Below are 19,850 nucleotides of genomic sequence, written 5' to 3' on the forward strand. Positions count from 1 at the left end.
ACTTGCTTCCTTCCCGGCTACTTCAGGAGGTCTTGGAAGGGATCGACATAGCTGCTGAACGGCTTGGGGAAATTGGCCAGAGCCTGAGCAACATTATCGCTGGTCACGACGAGCACCGGAGCAGTGACTTTGGCTGGCAGGGTTTTGCCCGCCAAGGCTGCTTTGCAGGCCTCGACCCCCATTGCTCCAATCGTATAGGGATACTGAGAAACGGTCGCCGAGAGCTGACCCGCCTGAATGGATTTCAGGGCATCCTGGATGCCGTCGACGCTGACCACCTTGACCTGGCCCTGTTTCCCAGCGTCCGCAATGGCTCGAACAACCCCAAGAGCCATGTCATCGTTGGCGACAAAAAAGCCTTTGAGATCCGGGTGAGCGCGCAGGATATCACCAGCGGCTGTCAGCGCTTTCTGGCGATCCCAATCTGCTGCCACTGTCTGCACGATCTGGATCGTCGCAGGAATACCCTGGCTAAAACCCTGAAGACGCTGCTGGCTGGTGACGTCCCCAGCGATGCCCCCAATCAGGGCAACCTTGCCCCCTGTCGGCAGCAGCTTGGCCATCTCATTGGCCGCCTGCTGCCCGGCACTGACGTTGTCTGTTCCAATGTAGGTGCTGATCTTGATGCCAGCCGCCTGGGCTGCCTGGGCACTAATAGGATTGTCGATGTTGATAATCGGTTTGCCAGCCTGCGCGATCGGCGCCAGCGCCTGAACCAGGTTGGTGCCACTGATAGGGTTGACGATGTAACAGCCATAGTTCTGACCCGCGAGAGCCTGAAGCTTGTCCGCCTGGCCAGTGGTGTCGGTGATGCTCGTGGCAGCCTGAATAGTAACAGACACGCCCACGGTCCCGGCTTCGTCTTGAATGCCCCGCTGCATGGCCTGGAAGAACGGGTTGTCTAGCCCTTTGATCACGGCTGCAACTTGCGTGCTTCCATTGCTTCCGCTCCCACCGCTGCTGGCTCCGCCACAGGCTGTGACGATCACGCCAAGCACCGCCAGCAGGATCAGGCTCATCTTTGTTATCAGCGATTGCCTGCACACTGCAGCGCCTCCTTCTGTCTGTCTTCGACAGGACTAAAAATAGTCGATGAACCAACCGCTTTGGTCGACTCAGCAATGACTTCTGCCGGACTGAGTCGAGGGGCCCCTTCACTATTGGCAAATTATAGTCACACTTATGTATTATGTCAAGCAAAAGTCTGGCATCTTCCGACCGAATAGAGGAGAATCCTGGCAGATAATCTTGAGAAGGCTCCCTCTCTTTGGTAGAATAAAGGCGAATATGTCAGATACACCTGTGGTTAGCATGGACTGCAGGCGCAGGTAGCCTTCTCTATTTTCGGAGCTGTGAGGAGTGCCACGCTGATGAAATCGCCACTTGAGGGCAACGATGCCTCTCGGTCAGGAACTGTTCTCGCGCTGTTTCGCACTGGCCAGGCGCGCACGCGGGCGGATGTGATCCGCCTGACCGGCCTGGCACGCTCGACAGTCACGCAGCGCCTGGAGCAGCTGCTCGCTGCCGGCCTGCTGGTACCGGATGGAGCCAGCGCCTCGACGGGAGGCCGTCCTCCGACGCAATTCAAATTCAATGCGGCACGTGGGGTATTTTTGACTGCCGACGTTGGAGCCAGCCATTTGCGCTGTGCCCTGACAGATCTGGCTGGGACTATTCTGGCAGAGGAAGCCAGTGAGCTAGATGTCGCTGCCGGGCCCCATCCTGTGCTTGAGCGGGTGACGAGGACGTTTTTGGACCTTCTGCAACAGCAGCAGGTGCCTCCCCAGAAGGTGCATGGAATCGGGATTAGCGTTCCTGGCCCCGTGGAGTTCGCCACCGGACGGGTGGTCAGCCCTCCGATTATGACCGGCTGGGATGGCTTTGATATTCCGGGCTACTTCCTCGAGCGCTTTGCCTGTCCGACGCTGGTGGACAATGATGTGAACGTGATGGCCTTTGGGGAATACAAGGCCTGCTGGCCAGAGCATCCGCATATGTTGATGGTGAAGGTCGGGACGGGAGTCGGCTGCGGCATCATTTCGAATGGGCAGATCCTGCGTGGCGCCCAAGGAGCAGCTGGGGACCTCGGCCACATCCCCTACAGCGGCGACCTGGCTAATCTGGCAACTCCTCCCCTCTGCCGCTGTGGCAATCATGGCTGTGTGGAAGCCTATGCTGGCGGTTGGGCATTGCTGCGCGATCTCCGCGCACTCGGCCACCAGGTCCATTCGACCTACGAGGTGGTCCGCCTGATTCGAGCCGGCCAGCAGGACGCGGTCCATCTGGCTCGTCAGGCGGCCCGTGTGCTGGGTCAGGCCATCTCCGATGCGGTGAGTCTGCTGAACCCTTCGCTGGTGGTCTTAGGCGGTCGTCTGGCTCATGCCGATGAGCCATTGCTCGCCGGCATTCGCGAAGTGGTCTATCGGCGTTCCTTGCCGCTGGCAACCCGCGCCTTGCAGATTACCACCAGTCGCCTGGATATCCACGCTGGCATTACTGGCCTGGCGCTCCTGCTCGGGGAGTATCTCTACGCACCCGAGCTGGTTGATCTGGCGCTTGACCCCGAGGCCCCGGCTCTTCCCGCGGGACGCTTCGGGCCGCTGAGTGGGCAAGCACTCGGTTATACGCTGCGTCTTCTGAGCCAGGGAGCCGCCACTCCTTAGCTCTGGCCAGCCCTCTTTTTGGCTGGCTTTCTCGCCGTCGTCTGTCGCTCCGCCATTTCTCTCCCTCCAGGCATACCCTGAGCACAGACTCGCGCATGCATTGTACTCAGTACATTCGCAACGAGGGCGCCTGGTTTGACCACCCCTGGCAGCTTTCGGCGAAGAGGTCGATTTCGGATGGGGAGCAGGCGTCATCTCCAGTCTCACCGATAAAGCGCTCTTCTCGCTGGCTCCGGCAGTATTCCTGGTTTCCGTCATTATCCCCATCACCCTGGGCAATATCCTGTTTACGGCCCTGGTTTTCCTGGTCCTGCATGGCCTCGGGCTACCTAAGATGATCTTCTTGATAGTGCTGGGTATATTAAACTGGCTTCTGCTCCTCGGCTTCGTCTGGCTCGTCAATCGTGTCGCTGTGACCACCACCCGCCGTGCTCAGCCCTCCGCCATTGCTGCCCGACGCCGACGCCCCGCAGCGGCAGCAGCGCAACTGGCAGCGCGTGCTGAGGACATGGGCAGGCAAAACGTGAACCACGCCCAGACAATAGCGACAGGGTCGCGAGGCCACGACTGCTGATCGGTAAAATAGGAGGATAGCGGTGCTATGACTTGCGACGATAGCGCGGTGAACCAATTGCCGTATGGGACGTATAACATTCTAGGTAAAAAGGAGGACTATCCATGACGGACCATCCATTCGTGATTGCACCCTTCTACAAGGGCTGGGATGTCTATCAGAACCATCTCATTCGTGCGATTGCTCCGCTTTCCGCTGAGCAACTGGCGCTCTCTGCAGGAGGTGATCTTCGCTCGATTGGCCAGATAGCGACTCATATCGTCGCCGTGCGCGCCAGGTGGCTCTACTGGGTCTTGAAGGAGGGAGATGAACAACTCATCGCCATTGGCCGGTGGGACCGTCCCGGCCAGCCTGACAGGTCCGCTGCTGAAATCGTCCACGGCCTCGAAACTACCTGGAAGGTGATTGAAGCAGCCCTCCAGCGCTGGACGTCCGCCGATTTAGAGGAGATCTTGTACGATGTTGATGAGGAGACTGGTGAGGAAGAGACTTTCACGCGCCAGTGGGTCATCTGGCATTTGCTCGAACATGATCTGCATCATGGTGGAGAACTCTCATTCTCGCTCGGCATGCATGGCCTGGCCGCGATCGATCTGTAGGAAGAAGAGAGCTTCAGCGAAGGAGTTACCTGTATGCGTCGGTTCTTCCCTGTCCTCACCCTGGTTGTGATGGCCCCGGTGATCGCTGAACTGCTATGGGGATCGACCCCCATCAGCCGCGCCGCTTATCTCATCAGCCAGGTGCCGATGTACGGAGCAGGGACGCTCTTGATCCGCGAGGTGGTGCGCAGGAGTGACCGCGGATGGGCCAGTGTGCTGCTGTTGGGCGTCGCCTACGGCATTGTCGAGGAAGGTCTTGCCATTCAATCGTTTTTTCATCCCACCCTCTTTGGCGCATCCGACTGGGGAGCACGCATCTTCGGCATCAATGGCGTTTATGCCCTCTGGGCCGTCGGCTATCATGCCGTCTGGAGTGTCGCCATCCCTATCTTACTGACAGACCTGCTCTTTCCAGCGCAACGGCAACAGCCTTACCTGGGCACGGTTGGCCTTATCGTTACCGGCATATTCTATGTTCTGGGGGTCGCGCTGATCGGGTTCTTCCTATTCCGCTCGACACACTACCTTGCTCCCCCTGCCCTGCTCGCTCTCGCCGTGCTTGCCGTAGCGCTGCTCGTCCTGGCCGCGCTGCGTCTGCTGCCCAGGAACAGGCCCGAGGCAGCGCGGCCAGCGAAGGCCCCTTCGCCCTGGGTCGTCCTGCTGGTAGCTGGGATCAGCGGCTTTGCCTGGCAGTTTGTCTTGATCTGGCTGAGACACTTTCTGCCGGTGTTGTTCACAGGAGCCTGGGTAGTGCTGCCGATGCTGCTCGCGGTCCTCATGGCCGGAGCGGTCGGCTGGCTGGTACAGCACTGGGCACGAAGTCAGCATTGGAGCAACCTTCATCTTCTGGCCCTGGCAAGTGGGGCGCTCATTGCCCACACGCTCTTTGGGGCGCTTGTCCTCACTCAGACCACCGTTGATCGTCTGGGACTCGTGGTGCTGGGACTGGTGATGATGGTCATGCTCAGCGTACTGGCTTTTCGCCTTCGCGCCAGCAATGCCTACGACGCCACGCCGGTGTAGGAGCCTGCTGTCCTCTACATCTCTCGTCCTCTCTCGCCAGCTCCCACGCCACCTGTATACAAGACGGGCGGCTCGTACTCTTTAGTGAAGAAAAGGGGAGGGACCGATGCTCGATGCAAAGAGCAGGCACGGTCTGCCTCACAGTGGCTTTCTCGTCATCGGAGCGGCTGGGCAAGTCGACAGCAGCGATAACAGATGAACGATTCTGTGATCAGCTCCGAGCGTCCGCCCGGCCTCACCATCATGGAAAGTGCCTGGCAGGGCTTACCAGGGAGCCGACAAAAATCTTTATGATCGGCCAACCCCTTGACGACCCTCCTCTGGCAGCCATATAATCCTCGGCAGAGATTGTTTTCACTAGAAAGAGAACCTCTGGTTTGATCCGCCTGGAAGCTCCTGACCTCAAAGGTCGATCGTGAGAGGAGAGGGAGCAACAGCCATCAAACTGGGTCATTGTCGAGGAGGATTGTGACCATCTATGGAACCGGCGAGTAGATGCGCAGAGCCACCGTCGCGCAGAGCGGTTTGCCTGGGCGCGAGAAAGGTGGGTGCTGACGAGAAGGGGAGGTGGAAGACTGGCTGAAGGATCACCTGTGTTTATCGACTCTTTCACCTTCCCTCTCGTCTCTCCCCCACTGTTTTTCCCGCCTCGTTCTTTTCTCATCGTCTGAACGTGAAGGCAGCTCTTTCCTTCTAGCCTTGTGCGCCAGGCGCTCCAGGTCAGAAGTTGGCTGTTCCCTTTCTTCATCGCTCACTGGGCATCTGCGGCTAGAGCTAGATGCTGCAGAGGATACACATACGCTCTGCTTCTGCCTCTGGAAGGTCATCTTTCTGGGCTCACGCATTGTGGGCTGTGAGCGGCACCGCCGAAGCAGGTTCTCGGTGACTGCCGGCGGGGAAGCTTTGCCTTTGCCCACATGCGGACGACCCCCTCTGTCTTCCCGGTGGCCTGCGTAAGCCAGCCTGCTTGTCGGCTGTCCAGCGATGGACACGATCGATCATCCTGGCCAATTTTCACCGGCACCGGAGAGACATCATGGCTCGTATGCTTCATTCCTTACCACAGCAGCGACGGGGCCCGTCAGAGTCAGGAGGTCATCGTTGGCTCTGGCTACGGGACTTGATCCTGGGAGGAGGCTTCCTGCTGCTGCTCTGCGCCTTGCTCGTGCTGGCTGCCTCACGCTGGGCGGCTCCACTCACCCCGCTGGTGGCTCTCTCGCTTTCGCCGCTGGCGCTGCCCCTCTATGCCGGCTATTCACTGCTGCGCATGCTGTTGGCATACGGTCTGGCGCTGCTGTTCACCTTGCTCTATGGCCATGTGGCCGCTACCAATCGTCAGGCCGAGCGCGTTCTGATCCCGCTGCTTGACCTGCTCCAGAGTATTCCCATTCTCTCCTTTCTCCCGGCAGTGGTGCTGGCCCTGGTCGTGGCTTTTCCCCACAGCAATATTGGGCTGGAACTGGCCAGCATCCTGCTCATCTTTACGAGCCAGGCCTGGAATATGACCTTTAGCTTCTACCATTCTGTTTTAACACTGCCTCGCGATCTCATAGATGTCTGTCGTTTATTGCGCCTGAGACCCTGGCAGCGCTTTTTGAAGCTTGAACTGGCGGCCTCGGTCATTGGCCTGGTCTGGAACAGTATGATGAGCTGGGCCGGCGGCTGGTTCTTTCTAATGGCCTCCGAGCAATTTTCATTAGGAGAACGCTCCTTCCGGCTGCCCGGCCTGGGCTCCTATCTGCAGCTCGCCGCTGACCGAGGCGATGCGCAGGCGCTCGCTCTTGGGCTGCTCACGCTGGTCGGCATGATTGTCCTGCTTGATGTTTGCCTCTGGCGCCCTCTGGTGGCCTGGGTCGAACGCTTTAAGGTCGAAGAGCAGGCGGAGACGGCTCCGCCGCGCTCGCTGGTGCTCGATCTGCTTCGAGGCTCGCCAACCGTGCGCTGGCTGTGGAAGCACCTGGGCCAGCCGCTCGGGGAGGGACTGGCCTGGTTGCTCAACCGCCTGCAACCACAGCCGGAGGACAGGTCAGCATGCCTGTCCGCAGTGGAGCAGGCCCGTCGAGATCAGCTTCTCCACTGGACACGGCGCGGCGTGGGCGTGCTGTTCCTGGGCTTACTCGTATTGCTAGCGCTCTGGATCGGCTGGCAAGGAGGGTTATTGCTAATGCAGGTGCCACCTGTGACATGGGGACGCCTGGTGCTGGCTGCCGGAGCGACCTGGCTCCGTACGCTGAGCGCTCTGGCGATCGGCACGCTGTGGACAGTTCCCGTTGGCGTGGCAATTGGCCTTTCACCCCGTTGGTCACGCCGCCTGCAGCCGCTGGTCCAGATCGTTGCCTCGATCCCGGCCACAGCCCTCTTCCCGGCGCTGCTGGCTCTTCTGGTAGCTCTGCCGGGCAGCCTCTCGTTGGCTGCGATCCTGCTCATGCTGTTGGGAACCCAGTGGTATGTGCTCTTCAATGTGATTGCCGGGGCGATGGCCATCCCTCGCGATTTGTTGGAGGCTGCCGCCCTCTTCGGCGTGACTGGCTGGCGCCGCTGGCGCACGCTGATTTTACCCGCGCTCTTTCCTTTCCTGGTGACTGGGTTACTTACCGCCAGCGGGGGTGCCTGGAACGCCAGCATCGTCTCCGAGCTGGTGCAGTTTCATGGCCAAACGCTGCACACCTTTGGGCTGGGCGCCGAAATTGCCGCAGCGGCTGGGGCCGGCAATTATCCGGTGCTATTGGCAGGTACGCTGCTCATGGCTGCTGTAGTTGTCCTGTTCAATCGACTTGTGTGGCGGCGGCTCTACCAGCTGGCCGAGCGGCGCTATCGCCTGGCCTAGCACCATCTCTCGTGGAAGGCCAGGCAGACTGCGATGAAAGGCCCCCGATTCCTTAGCATGAGATGAAAGGACAAAAGGAGGAACACAATGGCTCAGAGACAGACGATTGAGGCGAACGGCTCGGTGATCCTGGAGGCCCAGCAGGTTACTCATCTGTACCAGGGGCGGGGAGAGCAGAGACGGGGAGGACACGCTCCGGTCGTGCTGGAAGCGATCTCGCTGCAGATCCGCTCTGGTGAGTTGGTAGCCCTGCTGGGGCCCTCGGGATCGGGAAAGTCCACGTTGCTGCGCATCCTGGCGGGGTTGATCCGTCCAACACAGGGAGCGGTCTATGTGCATGGCCAGCCACTGCAGGGTCCTACTCCTTCGTGCGCGATGGTGTTCCAGAGCTTTGCCCTCTTCCCCTGGCTGACCGTGCTCCAGAATGTTGAGCTGGGACTGGAGGCCCTGGGGCTTCCCCGCCTGCAGCGCTTGAAGCGCGCTCTGGCGATTATCGATAAGATTGGGCTGGATGGCTTCGAGGAAGCCTATCCCAAAGAGCTGTCGGGCGGGATGAGGCAGCGCGTCGGCTTTGCCCGCGCGTTGGTGGTCGAACCAGAGCTGCTCTTGCTGGATGAGCCTTTCAGCGCGCTCGATGTGCTCACCGCTGCCAATCTACGCCGCGAGCTGCTGCAGCTCTGGTACCAGGCAAGTATTCCAACGCGTGCCATGCTGCTGGTCACCCACAATATCGATGAGGCTGTGAGCATGGCCGATCGCTTGCTGATCCTGGGGGCCGACCCCGGCCACATCCGCGCGGAGATTCGGGGATTGCCCCGTGGGAGGCGGGAGCCACATAGCCCCGCCTATCTACAGCTGGTGGATCTGATCTATCGACTGATGACAAGCCCGGATGAGGATGGGGCTGCCTTGCTGGAGGAGGAGCCCGCACTGGTACGACGGGGGCAGCGCCGCCCGTCACGCCCCTATCAAATGCTGCCCCACGTTGCACCAGCCGATATCATCGGCTTGCTGGAGCTAGTCCAGGCCCGCGGGAGCCGGGCCGACCTGGCCGAGTTGGGTCGCGAGCTGCAGCTGGAGCTAGATGAGCTGCTCCCGCTGGTCGATGCCGCCGCTTTGCTCCAACTGGCCCGCCCGGAAGCGGGGGATCTGGTTCTGACGGAGGTGGGCCAGCAGCTCGCCGAGGCCGATCTCCAGAAGGAGAAGCAACTCTTCCGCCAGCAGGCGCTAGCACGCGTGGCACTGCTGTGTCGCATCGCGGAAGACCTGGCAGCAGCACCCGAGCAGCGGATGGATAAGGAGCGCTACCTCGAGCGCTTGCGCGAGCATTTCAGTGAGGGAGAGGCAGAGGCCCAGCTGCAAACGCTCATCGAGTGGGGGCGCTACGCTGAAATCTTTACTTACCAGGAAGAAGCGGGGATCTTTGCGCTGGAAACGGATGCGGAAAGAGAAGACCTGGCCGCTGAGGCCGCCGGTGGCACACGGGAGCAATGAGGTTGTCAGGGAGCCTACACCAACAGCTCCCGTCTGCTACCGACGTGCTCCTCCTGTAACCAGCCAGTCCGCGTAGCAATCAGAATCAGTTCCGCCCTTCTCCATCGATAGCCTGCTGGACCTCGTTCAGCGCCTGTTGAAGCACCGGATTGGTAGGATTGAGGCGCAGGGCTGTGGTGAAATCGGCCAGGGCCTGGGAAAGGTTACCCTGCTTCTGATGAAGGCGACCGCGGTTGTAGTAGACGGCGAAGGCGGTGGGATCGAGGTCGAGAGGATCGAGGCGGATAGCTTCGCTGTAGTCGGCCAGGGCCCGCTCGACCTCGCCCTGCCGCTCGTAAAGAGCACCACGGTTGTTGTATGCAGCGGCGAAAGTGGGATCGAGGCGGATAGCTTCACTGTAGTCGGCCAGGGCGTGCTCGACGTTACCCAGGCGGTAGTTGCAGTTGCCACGGTTGTAGTAGGCAAGGACAAAGGTGGGATTGAACCGGATGGCCTCGGTATAGTCGGCGAGGGCGCGCTCAATGTTACCCTGCCGCTCGTAGAGACTACCACGGTTGTAGTAGGCGATGGCATAGGTAGGATCGAGGCGCAGGGCCTCGTTATAATCGGCCAGGGCCCGCTCGACGTCGCCCTGCCTGACATAGAGATTGGCCCGGTTGCAGTAGATGCGGGCAAAGGAGGGATCGAGGCGGATGGCCTCGCTGTAGTCAGCGAAGGCTCGCTCGACCTCGCCCCGCTTGGCGTAGAGGATGCCACGATTGATATAAGCGGCGGTGTAGGCAGGATCGAGACGCAGGGCCTCGTTATAGTCGGCCAGGGCCTGCTCAAGCTTGCCCAGGTAGTCATGGGCCAGGCCGCGGTTAGTATAGGCGACGGCCAGGGTGGGATCGAGACGGATAGCTTCGCTGTAGTCGGTCAGGGCCCGCTCGAAGTTACCTTGCTTGACATCGAGGTCGGCTCGGCTGACATAAGCGACGGCCAGGGTGGGATCGAGGCGAATGGCCTCGTTGTAGTCGGCGAAGGCCCGCTCGACGTCGCCTCGTTCGGCGTAGAGGAGGCCACGGCTATAATAGACGGAGCCATCAGTGGGGTCGCGGCGAATGGCCTCGGTATAGTCAGCCAGGGCCTGCTCGGCGTCGCCCTGCTTTTCATGCAGAGCACCACGGTAGCGATAGGCGATGGCATCAGAGGCAGAGATGGCCTGTGACAGGTCAAGGCTCTGCTGGTGAGCGACAGCCTGCTTGAGGGCCGCAGCAAAGGCCTCGACGGAGGGAAAGCGCTCTGCAGGCTCTTTGGCCAGAGCGCGCAAGATCACTGCTTCCACCGCCGGGGGCAACTTCGGGGTGTGCTCGCGCAGGGACGGCGGCGGCGTGTGTTGATGGTGCATGGCTAGCTCGGGGTAGGTTCCGCGGAATGGGGGAGTTCCACAGAGCCATTCATAGGCCATAATGGCCAGCGCATACTGATCGCTGGCCTGCTGCGGCTGCCCGACAAACTGCTCTGGAGCCATGTAGGCGGCGATGCCTTCTGCTTCGGCGTCGGGCTTGGGGGCCGCAGAGAAGCGGATGGCCAGGAGTCCGATGCCGAAGTCGCTGAGCAGGAGGCGGCCCGCCGCATCGAGCAAGACATTGTCGGGCTTGAGATCGCCGTGAATAACTCCGGCCTGATGGGCATACTGCAGCGCGGAAGCGAGCTGGCTGACAGCACGCAGGACGGTGGACAAGGGTAGACGCGAGCCGCGGGAAAGGCGCTGGCGTAGGGAGCCACTGGGGGTGTAGGCCATCACCAGGAAGGGAAGCGAATGCTTGGGGTCGAAACCGAGATCGAGCAAGGGCAGGATATAAGCATGGCGCAGGCGCAGCAGGGTGCGGGCCTCGTTGAGGAAGGCAGGCAGGTCGGCTGAGGAAAGCGGGCAGGAGGTGAGGAGCTTGAGGGCCACAGGGACGGAAGAGGGGCGGCGCTGGTCCTCGGCAAGATAGACCTGACCGAAACTGCCGGCACCGAGCAGACGGACGAGCTGATAGCGATCGAGAGATTGACCGGAGAGATCCGGGAGCATCAGGCAGCTCTCCTTTCAAGCAACAGAGGTCATACTGTTCAAGCCTATAAGCAAGTCGCAGGCTGCGGAGTCGGCATACAGGGACAGTATAGCACAGAGCGGGGAAAACACGTAAGATGTGGAGGAGAGAGTTAGCCATTTATGATGGCTAGCAGATGCTCCTCTGTTCACGCCCACCTGCCGTGAACAACGCCTTGCAGGCGGGCAGCTTCGTATTCTGCTTCGTCAGTGGACTATATGATCGGGCAGCTCGCCCGGCTGGCCCGCGTCAGCGCGCGCACCCTGCACCACTACGATCGTATCGGTTTGTTGCATCCCAGCGCTCACTCAGAAGCTGGCCACCGCCTGTACTCCAGCCAGGACCTGGAGCGTCGTCTACAACGTATTCTCTGCTATCGCCAGCTTGGCTTCTCGCTGCGCCAGACCAAAGCGCTGCTCTCAGCGCCAGCGACCGACCCCCTCGCTGATCTGCGGCAACAACGTGCCTTTGGCGGCAACGGCCCGGGCAGTAGGCGAGGGGACGATCGAGGGGCCCTACGCGACGCCCTGGAATAGGCTCGATGTGCTCGCCCGCGACCCCGACGGACACGAGATCGTTTTCACGTCCAGGCTCCCTGCCGAGCAACACGATCCAGCTTTTGCGGCGCGGATGGAGCAGGTCCGCCAGCAGATGCAGGAGGCCAGGCCGCCTTCTCATCGGGCGACGGCCCCGTCCAAGCATGAGTCTTTTCTCTGCCAGAGAGGCACGGTGAGGAGGTCCCTGGTTCCTCTTGAGGGACTTGGATGGGCTTCCCTCAGTCGCACTGCACGGGACGACTGCGAGTGACAGCAGCGGTGAGCGTGCTCTCCTGGGTGATCCCTGGTGAGCTTCGCACCGCTGCGAAGGCGAGATGCTCGCGCAGCAGACTTCTGCTCCGAGGTACGGGTGGAATCACTGTTTTTGTCCATAGGCCGCGACAAACTGATAGGTTGTCTGTAGCTGATTGCATTCTTGGAGCATGGTCTGGAGAAGCGCTTGATACTGCTGTGGACTCAACTGAAAGCGTTTCGTCGCCACCCCGCTCAGGGCCAGGGCGAACTCGCGGAAGTCCAGGGCGAGCAAGGAGCCGATGCGCCCACCCCAGTCTCCGAAAGGAACCTGGATCACTTGTCGCTGCACCTGTGACAAGCCAGCCTCCCAGAGGTAACGATCCAGCGAAGCAGTGACTGTTCCCTCTCCATCCAGCCCCCTGAGCGCCGCCAGTTCCTTAATCATGGCATCCAGCTGCCGATGGGTTGGTCCCATAGGCGCTGCTTCCAGGCCAGGCTCCAGCAGTTCAATCCAGCCGCCAGGAGCGGTCACCCGTGCCAACTCCTGGACCACGCGGGGCCAGGCCGCCAGCGGCAGAGCCGTCCACAAGAAGCGCTGATGGACGAAATCGAAGGAGTGATCTGGGAAGGGCAAGCCTTTCAGCACATCCCCTTTGACAAAGCGGTAATTAGGTGGGGGAGCTGTCTGTTGCTTGGCTTCCTCAACATCTAGACCGATCACGTTCGCCTGGGGGAACTCACGCGCCAGCTCTGAGGCCCATTGTCCAGTGCCACAGCCAACATCAAGGATCTGACGCGGTGCCTGGATGGGAGCCAGGTAGTTGCGGTGCAGAACAGCGCGCAGGACGTAGTGTTGAAAGTCGAGACGGTTAACTTCCTGTAGATCCTTGGGGAGTAGATAGGGCTGCTCATCAAGATAGCGGCGCTGGTCGCCATCGACGTTGTCTGGAGAAGTGACCGCGTTGGTCCGACGAAGGGATCGGGCTGCTTCAGGAGTGTCAGAGCCCGGCGGAGCACTGTTAGAGGGCACCGCTGGACTCTTGCGTCTGAAAAACCACCAGGGCATACAGCTACCTCCTTGGCATGTGGTCCCGCTCTGTCTGAGAGCTATGTGAGTATGAGGCAGTGAGCGCAGCATGGAGATCGAACGCTGTCCAGTCTAGGGGAAGAGGAAGGAGATGTCAATGAGCCGCGCTGGCGATCACGTCTGATCGTTCGATTTTTATGGATTTTTAATGCAAAACAGCTCCGGCAGGCCAGGCTGGAGCGAGCGGGTTTTCTGGCTCTGCTCTTGAAACGTATCAGCTCTCACACTGCCACGCTCTGCGAACGGCTCATCTTTGCGGTTGGAGGAGTCCACTCCACCCTTTCCTCTCCTCACGCGCTCTCTCAGTCGTGGCTGATCCCGCCGGCTGTGCTTTGGGGTGGAGGTCGCTGATCTGCCTCTTTCTTTCAGGCCCAGACGGGCAACCTGGCTGATTCTGATGGTACTCCCTGTAGGGGAGCATCTGGAGCCGCGCCAGTCAAGCTGATTCGATGCTTCCCCAAAATCGACCATCTTCGATCTATGTCCAGGTTCAGGCAGGATTGCAGATGAGAAGCCGGCGGAAGGGTAAAGTGTGATCCCGCCCAGGGTTATCCAGGAAGGTAACGGCTCCTCGTGGCGAGCAGTATCTGTCTATGAGTGCCCGGGCCAGGCATGGATAAATGCGGCAGGAAGACGAGCGCCTTCTTAGTAGCGGCTAGCAATCCCTGCTCTACTGGCAGAGACGAGCAAGCTGGCCTGTCCATGCTTCCTGGCCAGGGTAGGTCTTCTTTTATTTCTTCTATTTCTTCTTTCATTTGATGAGGACACAGAAGAGATACACAATTGGCCTGTTCTGGCGTATACTCTTGATAGATGCGCCGCTCTCTTCCTGAACCCCAGGAGTGAGATGGCTCGCGACAGAGACGATGCTGCTGGCTGGTTTGCACTGATATGCCGGGAGGGAGGCCGTCGCTCACAATGTCCACACCGTCCTCTCCTGCGTTTGCTATGGCCGGCTCAGGCCAAAGGCTGGCGCTGGTTATCGGGGTCAATGGGCCCCCGGCGGCTTACCGAGCGCCGCTGGCCTATGCAGAGGCCGATGCCTGCGGCATGGCGGAAGTCTTGGCACAGGACTGCTGTGGCTTCACGCTGGTGGTTCCCCCGGTGTTGGGTGCGCAGGCCACCTCGGCGCAGGTTCGCAAGGCCGTAGTGCAACTGGCCCGCGAGCTGCAGGCGGGCGATTTCGGGCTGGTCTTCTTTAGCGGCCATGCCGAAGCTCTGCCGCGCGAAGCCGACCTGGATGAGGTCTATCTGGTGACGGCGGACTTTGATCCTGCTGATCTGATGGTCGATCCGCAGGCCCACCTCTCGTTTCGCTGGCTGCGGCAGGTGCTCTTTGAGCATGAGCGGGCAGCTCAGCTGCTGCTCATCCTGGACTGTTGCTATGGGGGTAAGTTTGCAGAGAGCGCGCCCGATCCCTCTTGGGACGAACTGCAGCGGCGCCTGAGCTACTACTTTGGGGAGCCAGGCGAGCGCAGTCCGGCGCCGGCGGGTGGCGTGCGGTTGGCGTTGACGGCGACCGGTCTGGAAGCGGCCAGAGAGCAGGACGGGCATGGGCTACTGACGGGGCAGCTGCTCAAGCTCCTGCGGGGCGAGGTACCGGAGGCAGCGGATGCCCAGGGGAGGGTGACCTTCGCGCGGGCCTTTGCCTCCCTGGCGCAGACGCTCCGGGAGCAGCCACCGCGCTTCTACGGGGCCGGCGATGATCTGGTGCTGGCGCGCCATCCACAGCTGGCTCAGGCGCGGCGACGATCTCGGGCAGAGGATGAGGAGCGACAGCGGCTGCTGTCGCTGATGCAGCGTCGCGATGGCTTCTACGAGGATCGCCGGCGCAGCTGCGTGGGGCGACGGACCGAGCAAGAGGCGGTCTGGCGCCTGGTAGAGGAGTTGCTGCCCACAGGGGGCTATGTGACCATCACTGGGGAGGCTGGGCAGGGCAAGAGCTGCCTGATGGCCAGGCTGATCGAAGAGCGGGCCCGAGCGCAGGGAGGCGAGGAGCGGGTGGCCTTCCACTTCATTCCGCTGGTGCCTCCCTCAGACTATCAGGTGACCTTACTGAAAGCGCTGCTGGCGCGCCTGGTCCTCAAGTATGAGCTGCCGGCCTGGTGGCTGGCGGGGGAGAGTCGCACGACGCTGAGTGAGGCGCTGGTGACGGTCCTGCAGGAGATCGCGCGGCGTGGGGAGCAGGAAGTCATCTTTATCGATGGGCTGGACCAGCTGCAGCCTGATCCGCAGAGCGGCTGGCGGGATCTGAGTTTTCTGCCGCAGGGTCCAGCCAATCCGCCACCCGGGATCGTCTTCGTGCTGGGCACGCGCCCCAACGACACGCTGCGTCCGTTGGAGCTGTGCAAGCCACGGCGGGAGTATCGGCTACCGCGGCTCTCCCTGGCCGATTTTGCAGAGCTGCTGCAGCAGCGGCAGGTAGATCTCTCTGCCGATCTAGAGGAACAGTCGTATGAGGTGCTGGATGGGCACGCCCTCTTTCTGGATCTCCTGGCCAGGGAGCTGGCGACCCGGCGTGGGCAGGCACCAGCGGAGGTGGAGGCCCTGATCGCGCGCCTGAGCAGCGACCCGGAGCAATTGTTTACGCTGGCGCTGGATCGGCTGCGGGGAGAGCCAGCACGGTGGCACCGGGTGATCAAGCCGCTGCTGGGGATCTTGCTGGTGGCGCAGGAGCCGCTCCCGATCGCAGCGCTCCGGCAGCTGCTGGCGCTCGCCAGGGGTGAGACGATTGACCTGGATGAGGTGCGGCAGGGACTGCGACGGTTAGGTGGACTGGTAATGCAGGATCAGCAGGGAGGCTATACCCTCTTTCATCTGAAGTTTCGCGACTATCTGCGAGGCGGGCCGGGAGAGGCAGACGGACCGCAGAAGGAGCCGGAGGGGCTGTTTGATGAGGAGGAGGAACGGCGCTGGCATGGGGTATTGGCGGCCTGGTGCGAGCAGGGGAGACTGGCCCGGCTCTGGCAAGACGGGGCCAGGGAGAAGCGTGAGCGCTACCGGAGGCAGTACGGACAGCGGCACTACGTACGCCATCTCTACGAGGCGGGAGAGTGGGAGCGGCTCTTTGCGGTGCTGGACGAGGGAAGCTATGGGCGGGCGAAGGTGCAGGCAGACCCGAGCATGCGCGACTACGCGCGCGATCTGGATCTGGGGCGGCGAGCGGCGGCGGAAGCAGGGGAGACGCTGGAGGAGCAACTGGAGCAGCTGCCGCGGCTGTGGGGCTACACGCTGCTACGCTGCAGCCTGGGGAGTCGGGCGGATGCCTATCCCGATGCGGCGTTTGTACTGTTGTGCCAGTTGGGACAGGAGGCGAAGGCGTTGGGGCTGGTGGAGCTGCTCACGGAGCAGGAGCGACGGGCGGACCTGCTGATCGACCTGTCCGAGTGGTTGCTGAGGCAGCCGGAACGCCGTGACGAGAGACGACAGCTCTACCGGCGAGCAGAGCAGGCGATTGCGCTGCTGGCGGATGGGTGGGACAAAGCGAACTTGTTCATTCGGCTGGGCGAGGTGCTGGCGAAGGCAGAGCTACCACAGGAGGCGGAGCGCTGCTGGCAGGAGGCGGAGCGGGTGATCGCTAGTCTGTCTGAAGATGCAGAGAAAGCGACTATGCTGGTGCGGCTGGGGAAAGCTCTGGCGGCAACGCGGCCACAGCAAGCCGAGCAATGCTGGCTCCAGGCCGAACGGCTTAGCTCCTCGCACTCTAACACCAGGGAGAAAGTGTGGACCCTGATCAGCCTGGGTGAAGCGCTGGCAAAGTGGTCACTACGACAGCAGCAGGCCGAGCGCTGCTGGCAAGAGGCGGAACGACTTATTGCCTCCTTCGCTGATCAGGATTGGAACCGCGTGGATGCGCTGATCAAACTAGGAGAAGCTCTGGCGGGTGCACAATGCTGGGAGCAAGCCGAGCAGTGCTGGCAGCAAGCTGAACAGCTCATCACCGCCATTCCTGATGAGAAAGATAGCTGGAGGAAGGTTCAGCCGCTCAGCAGCCTGGCCGAAGCATTTATAGGAACTCAACGCTGGTTAGAGGCAGAGCGGGTCATCGCCTCTCTTCCCGAGCATGACTGGCGGAAGGCTATGGCACTCATAGCGCTGGGCAAGGCCCTGGCCAAGGCCCAGCGTTGGCAGGACGCCGAACAGTGCTGGGTCCAGGCCCAACGGCTCGTCACAATCCTGTCCGATGGCAGTGACAGGGTGGAGGTGCTTGCAGAACTCGCCAAAGCACTGGCGGAGACAGAACGTTGGCAAGAAGCCAAACAGTGCTGGGCCCAGGCCGAACGGCTCATTGCTGTCTCCCCTATCGACAAGGCAGAAGCTCTGACTGAACTGAGCAATGCGCTGATCAGCGTGCAGCGCTGGGAAGAGGCCGAACAGTGCTGGCAGCAAGCGGAAAGAGCCGTCGCATCCTATACCCTTGACAACTGGAGCAAAGCAGAAGTTTACGTCCAACTGGCCAGGACACTGATGAGAGCCCAGCGCTGGCAGGACGCTGAACAGTGCTGGGCCCAGGCTGAACTCCTGATCTCCTCCCTAGACGATGAGAAGATAGCGGCACGGAGCCGCTTGAGTGAAGCGTTAGCGCACGCCCAACGCTGGTTAGAGGCAGAGCGGGTCATCGCCTCTCTTCCCGAGCACGACTGGCGGAAAGCTGAGGCGCTCATAGCACTGGGCAAGGCCCTGGCCAAGGCCCAGCGTCAGCAGGAGGCTCTAAAGTGCTGGCAGCAAGCTGAACAGCTCATCACCGCCATTCCTGATGAGGAGGATAGCTGGAGGAAGGTTCAGCCGCTCAGCAGCCTGGCCGAAGCATTTATAGGAACTCAACGCTGGTTAGAGGCAGAGCGGGTCATCGCCTCTCTTCCCGAGCACGACTGGCGGAAAGCTATGGCACTCATAGCGCTGGGCAAGGCCCTGGCCAAGGCCCAGCGTTGGCAGGACGCCGAACAGTGCTGGGTCCAGGCCCAACGGCTCGTCACTCTACTTGCCGAGGATAGCGACAAAGTGAAAGTCCTAACAGAGCTTGCCACGGCATGCGCAACGATACAACGCTGGAAAGAGGCCGAACAGTGCTGGTTGCAGAGCGAGCAGCTCATTGCCGTCATGTCCGATCAAGGAGACAGCCCGAGGAAAATGCAGGCGCTCAGCCAGCTGGCAGCTTCCCTGGCCACAGCAGAACGTTGGCAGGATGCTCAACGTATCATCGCCTCTCTTCCTGAAGACAGCTCAGAGAAAGCCGTAGCTCTGACTGCGTTGATCGAAGCGCTGGCCAATGCCCGGCAAGGGCAAGAGACTGAGCAGTGCTTGCAAGAGGTTGCACGGATGCTTATCGTCCTTCCCGCAAGGTGGGAGGAAGCCAAGTCCTTGACCCGCCTGACCAGGGTACTGATCAGCTACGGTCACGAGGCTGAGGCTATCCGCCTCATTCAACACGCCTGGTTGCGCGACATGAGACTGAACGAGGCAGTCTGGTACCTCCCCGCCGCTTTCCCCCTCTTGACCAGATATCCCAAGCTGGGATCAGCTCTCTATGACGCCATCTGCTGGGCCGATGCTTTCTTGCAAGGTGGCGCGTCAGGTCCTGTTTCCCTCTCACTTCTACGAGCAAGGAGCAGTGAATCTGTATGAGCGAGCAGCAACCGTCTTCTCTCCCCGATCAGATGCAACCCTCTGAGCGGCTGCAGGTCTTGTTCGAACTGGTGCCCGCCCCTGGAGCAGAGGGAGCCGCCGATCTCGCCCTGCTCACCGCCCTTCACCACGAGCTGGCGACCAACCTCCAGCAAGAAGGCTTTGTCCTCTACCCTCCTGCCCCCACCGGCCAGAAGGGAACGCCCGACTTCTTCACCGAAGCCTGGCTGATCCTGCAGCAGGTGGCTGGCGCCGTCTGGCAGCGCCATGCCGCTATCGCCGAAGGGCTGGCCGACCTGAGCGCCCTCGTCACCCTCTTCGAGAAGCTGCTGCCCGTCCTTAAACGCCTGCGCGAGCACCATGCCAGGCTCGTTGGTCAGGGGGTCAGCCAGGAGCGAGCACTCAGCTGGACGATCGAGCTGCAAGGCGCCCGCCTGACGCTGGAGGCAACAGATCTTGAGCAGGCCAAGGCGGCGCTGCAGCTCGCTAAAAAGCTGCAGGCAGCGCTCGCCCGCGATCGAGCCAGATCCGGCAAGCCTCCAAAGCAGCCAAACAAGCTCACCATCACGGCCTCGGTTCCCCCACGCCGGAGGCGCAAAGGCCGCTGAGCTGATCCCTCCGTCAGCTGGCAGAAGAAAGGCCCTGGCTGACCACTCTCGAGCCAGGCCCAACGCCATGAGGTAGCCTCGATTGAGGAGGCGATAAAAGGCCTCTTCGAGATTCAGGGCAAGGCCGAAGCCGCCGCGCTCCAGGGTAGCGAAGCCGTGGACCATGCTACGCAGCATCCGCACCGCATGGATGGCGTCCTCATCTGCCAGGCGCTAGGTCGAGAGGGCGCGGCGCGCGATCTCCAGGACCTCGTTCTGGACTATCTCAAGAAGGTCATCATTGATTGATAATCCCGAAGTCAAAGGGATAGTCCTTGACTTTCTCCCGAATTACCACCCCTACCCCCATTTCGCCCCCAACGTGACTATATCCGACGACCGCTGATCATTGGCTCGCCCAGCCAGGCGGCAGCCGGCTCAGTGTCCACCTAAGCGAGAAGAACCAGCCTTCCATCACCAGCAAGGCGAGCAGAAAAAAAGC

At 61.2% G+C, this 19,850-nt stretch carries 12 protein-coding genes; 9 read left to right on the plus strand and 3 right to left on the minus strand.

Translation table 11 applies throughout. The features are described 5' to 3' along the window. Positions 1-17: 17 nt before the first annotated feature. On the minus strand, positions 18-1,046 hold the full coding sequence (locus N688_RS11320; protein WP_052889378.1) for a sugar ABC transporter substrate-binding protein: 1,029 nt from the start codon (positions 1,044-1,046) through the stop codon (positions 18-20). A gap of 324 nt (positions 1,047-1,370) precedes the next feature. Between N688_RS11320 and N688_RS11325 the strand changes: the two genes are divergently transcribed. From N688_RS11325 to N688_RS11350, 5 genes are all read left to right on the plus strand, one after another. Next, positions 1,371-2,663 carry an ROK family protein gene (locus N688_RS11325; RefSeq protein ID WP_081838750.1) on the plus strand — a complete coding sequence of 431 codons (1,293 nt, stop codon included), beginning with the start codon at positions 1,371-1,373 and terminating at the stop codon, positions 2,661-2,663. Between the two features lie 678 nt (positions 2,664-3,341). Further along, positions 3,342-3,836 carry a DinB family protein gene (locus N688_RS11335; RefSeq protein ID WP_052889380.1) on the plus strand — a complete coding sequence of 165 codons (495 nt, stop codon included), beginning with the start codon at positions 3,342-3,344 and terminating at the stop codon, positions 3,834-3,836. A gap of 33 nt (positions 3,837-3,869) precedes the next feature. Continuing rightward, complete coding sequence (locus N688_RS11340) at positions 3,870-4,859, plus strand: hypothetical protein (RefSeq protein WP_052889381.1); 990 nt, start codon at positions 3,870-3,872, stop codon at positions 4,857-4,859. A gap of 1,036 nt (positions 4,860-5,895) precedes the next feature. Further along, complete coding sequence (locus N688_RS11345) at positions 5,896-7,686, plus strand: ABC transporter permease (protein ID WP_081838751.1); 1,791 nt, start codon at positions 5,896-5,898, stop codon at positions 7,684-7,686. Positions 7,687-7,773: 87 nt separating this feature from the next. Next, positions 7,774-9,180 (plus strand): ABC transporter ATP-binding protein, encoded by a 1,407-nt coding sequence (locus N688_RS11350; RefSeq protein WP_052889383.1) that lies wholly within the window; start codon positions 7,774-7,776, stop codon positions 9,178-9,180. An 85-nt stretch (positions 9,181-9,265) separates the two neighbouring features. Here the strand turns inward: N688_RS11350 and N688_RS11355 are convergent, their stop codons facing one another. Next, positions 9,266-11,239, minus strand: coding sequence for a serine/threonine-protein kinase (locus N688_RS11355; protein WP_052889384.1), 1,974 nt, complete (start codon positions 11,237-11,239; stop codon positions 9,266-9,268). 237 nt (positions 11,240-11,476) lie between these two features. Here N688_RS11355 and N688_RS11360 point away from each other — a divergent pair, with 237 nt between their 5' ends. Continuing rightward, entirely contained in the window at positions 11,477-11,794 is a 318-nt protein-coding gene (locus N688_RS11360) for a MerR family transcriptional regulator (RefSeq protein WP_052889385.1), read from the plus strand. A gap of 376 nt (positions 11,795-12,170) precedes the next feature. On the opposite strand, the gene N688_RS11370 is transcribed toward N688_RS11360, so the two are convergent. Beyond that, the gene (locus N688_RS11370; RefSeq protein ID WP_052889387.1) at positions 12,171-13,115 is read right to left on the minus strand and encodes a class I SAM-dependent methyltransferase; all 945 of its coding nucleotides are present in this window, start codon (positions 13,113-13,115) and stop codon (positions 12,171-12,173) included. 939 nt (positions 13,116-14,054) lie between these two features. Between N688_RS11370 and N688_RS11375 the strand changes: the two genes are divergently transcribed. The 3 genes from N688_RS11375 to N688_RS23790 all read left to right on the plus strand — a co-directional run bounded on the left by N688_RS11375 (position 14,055) and on the right by N688_RS23790 (position 19,657). After that, positions 14,055-18,761 carry a caspase family protein gene (locus N688_RS11375; RefSeq protein ID WP_052889388.1) on the plus strand — a complete coding sequence of 1,569 codons (4,707 nt, stop codon included), beginning with the start codon at positions 14,055-14,057 and terminating at the stop codon, positions 18,759-18,761. Beyond that, positions 18,758-19,369 carry a hypothetical protein gene (locus tag N688_RS23565; RefSeq protein ID WP_052889389.1) on the plus strand — a complete coding sequence of 204 codons (612 nt, stop codon included), beginning with the start codon at positions 18,758-18,760 and terminating at the stop codon, positions 19,367-19,369. Before N688_RS11375 ends, N688_RS23565 begins: the two co-directional genes overlap by 4 nt. Positions 19,370-19,525: 156 nt before the next feature. Next, positions 19,526-19,657, plus strand: a complete 132-nt coding sequence (locus tag N688_RS23790) for a hypothetical protein (protein WP_272945039.1) — start codon at positions 19,526-19,528, stop codon at positions 19,655-19,657. Positions 19,658-19,850 lie beyond the last annotated feature (193 nt).

Source organism: Thermogemmatispora carboxidivorans (assembly GCF_000702505.1).
In the GTDB taxonomy this organism is placed as follows: domain Bacteria; phylum Chloroflexota; class Ktedonobacteria; order Ktedonobacterales; family Ktedonobacteraceae; genus Thermogemmatispora; species Thermogemmatispora carboxidivorans.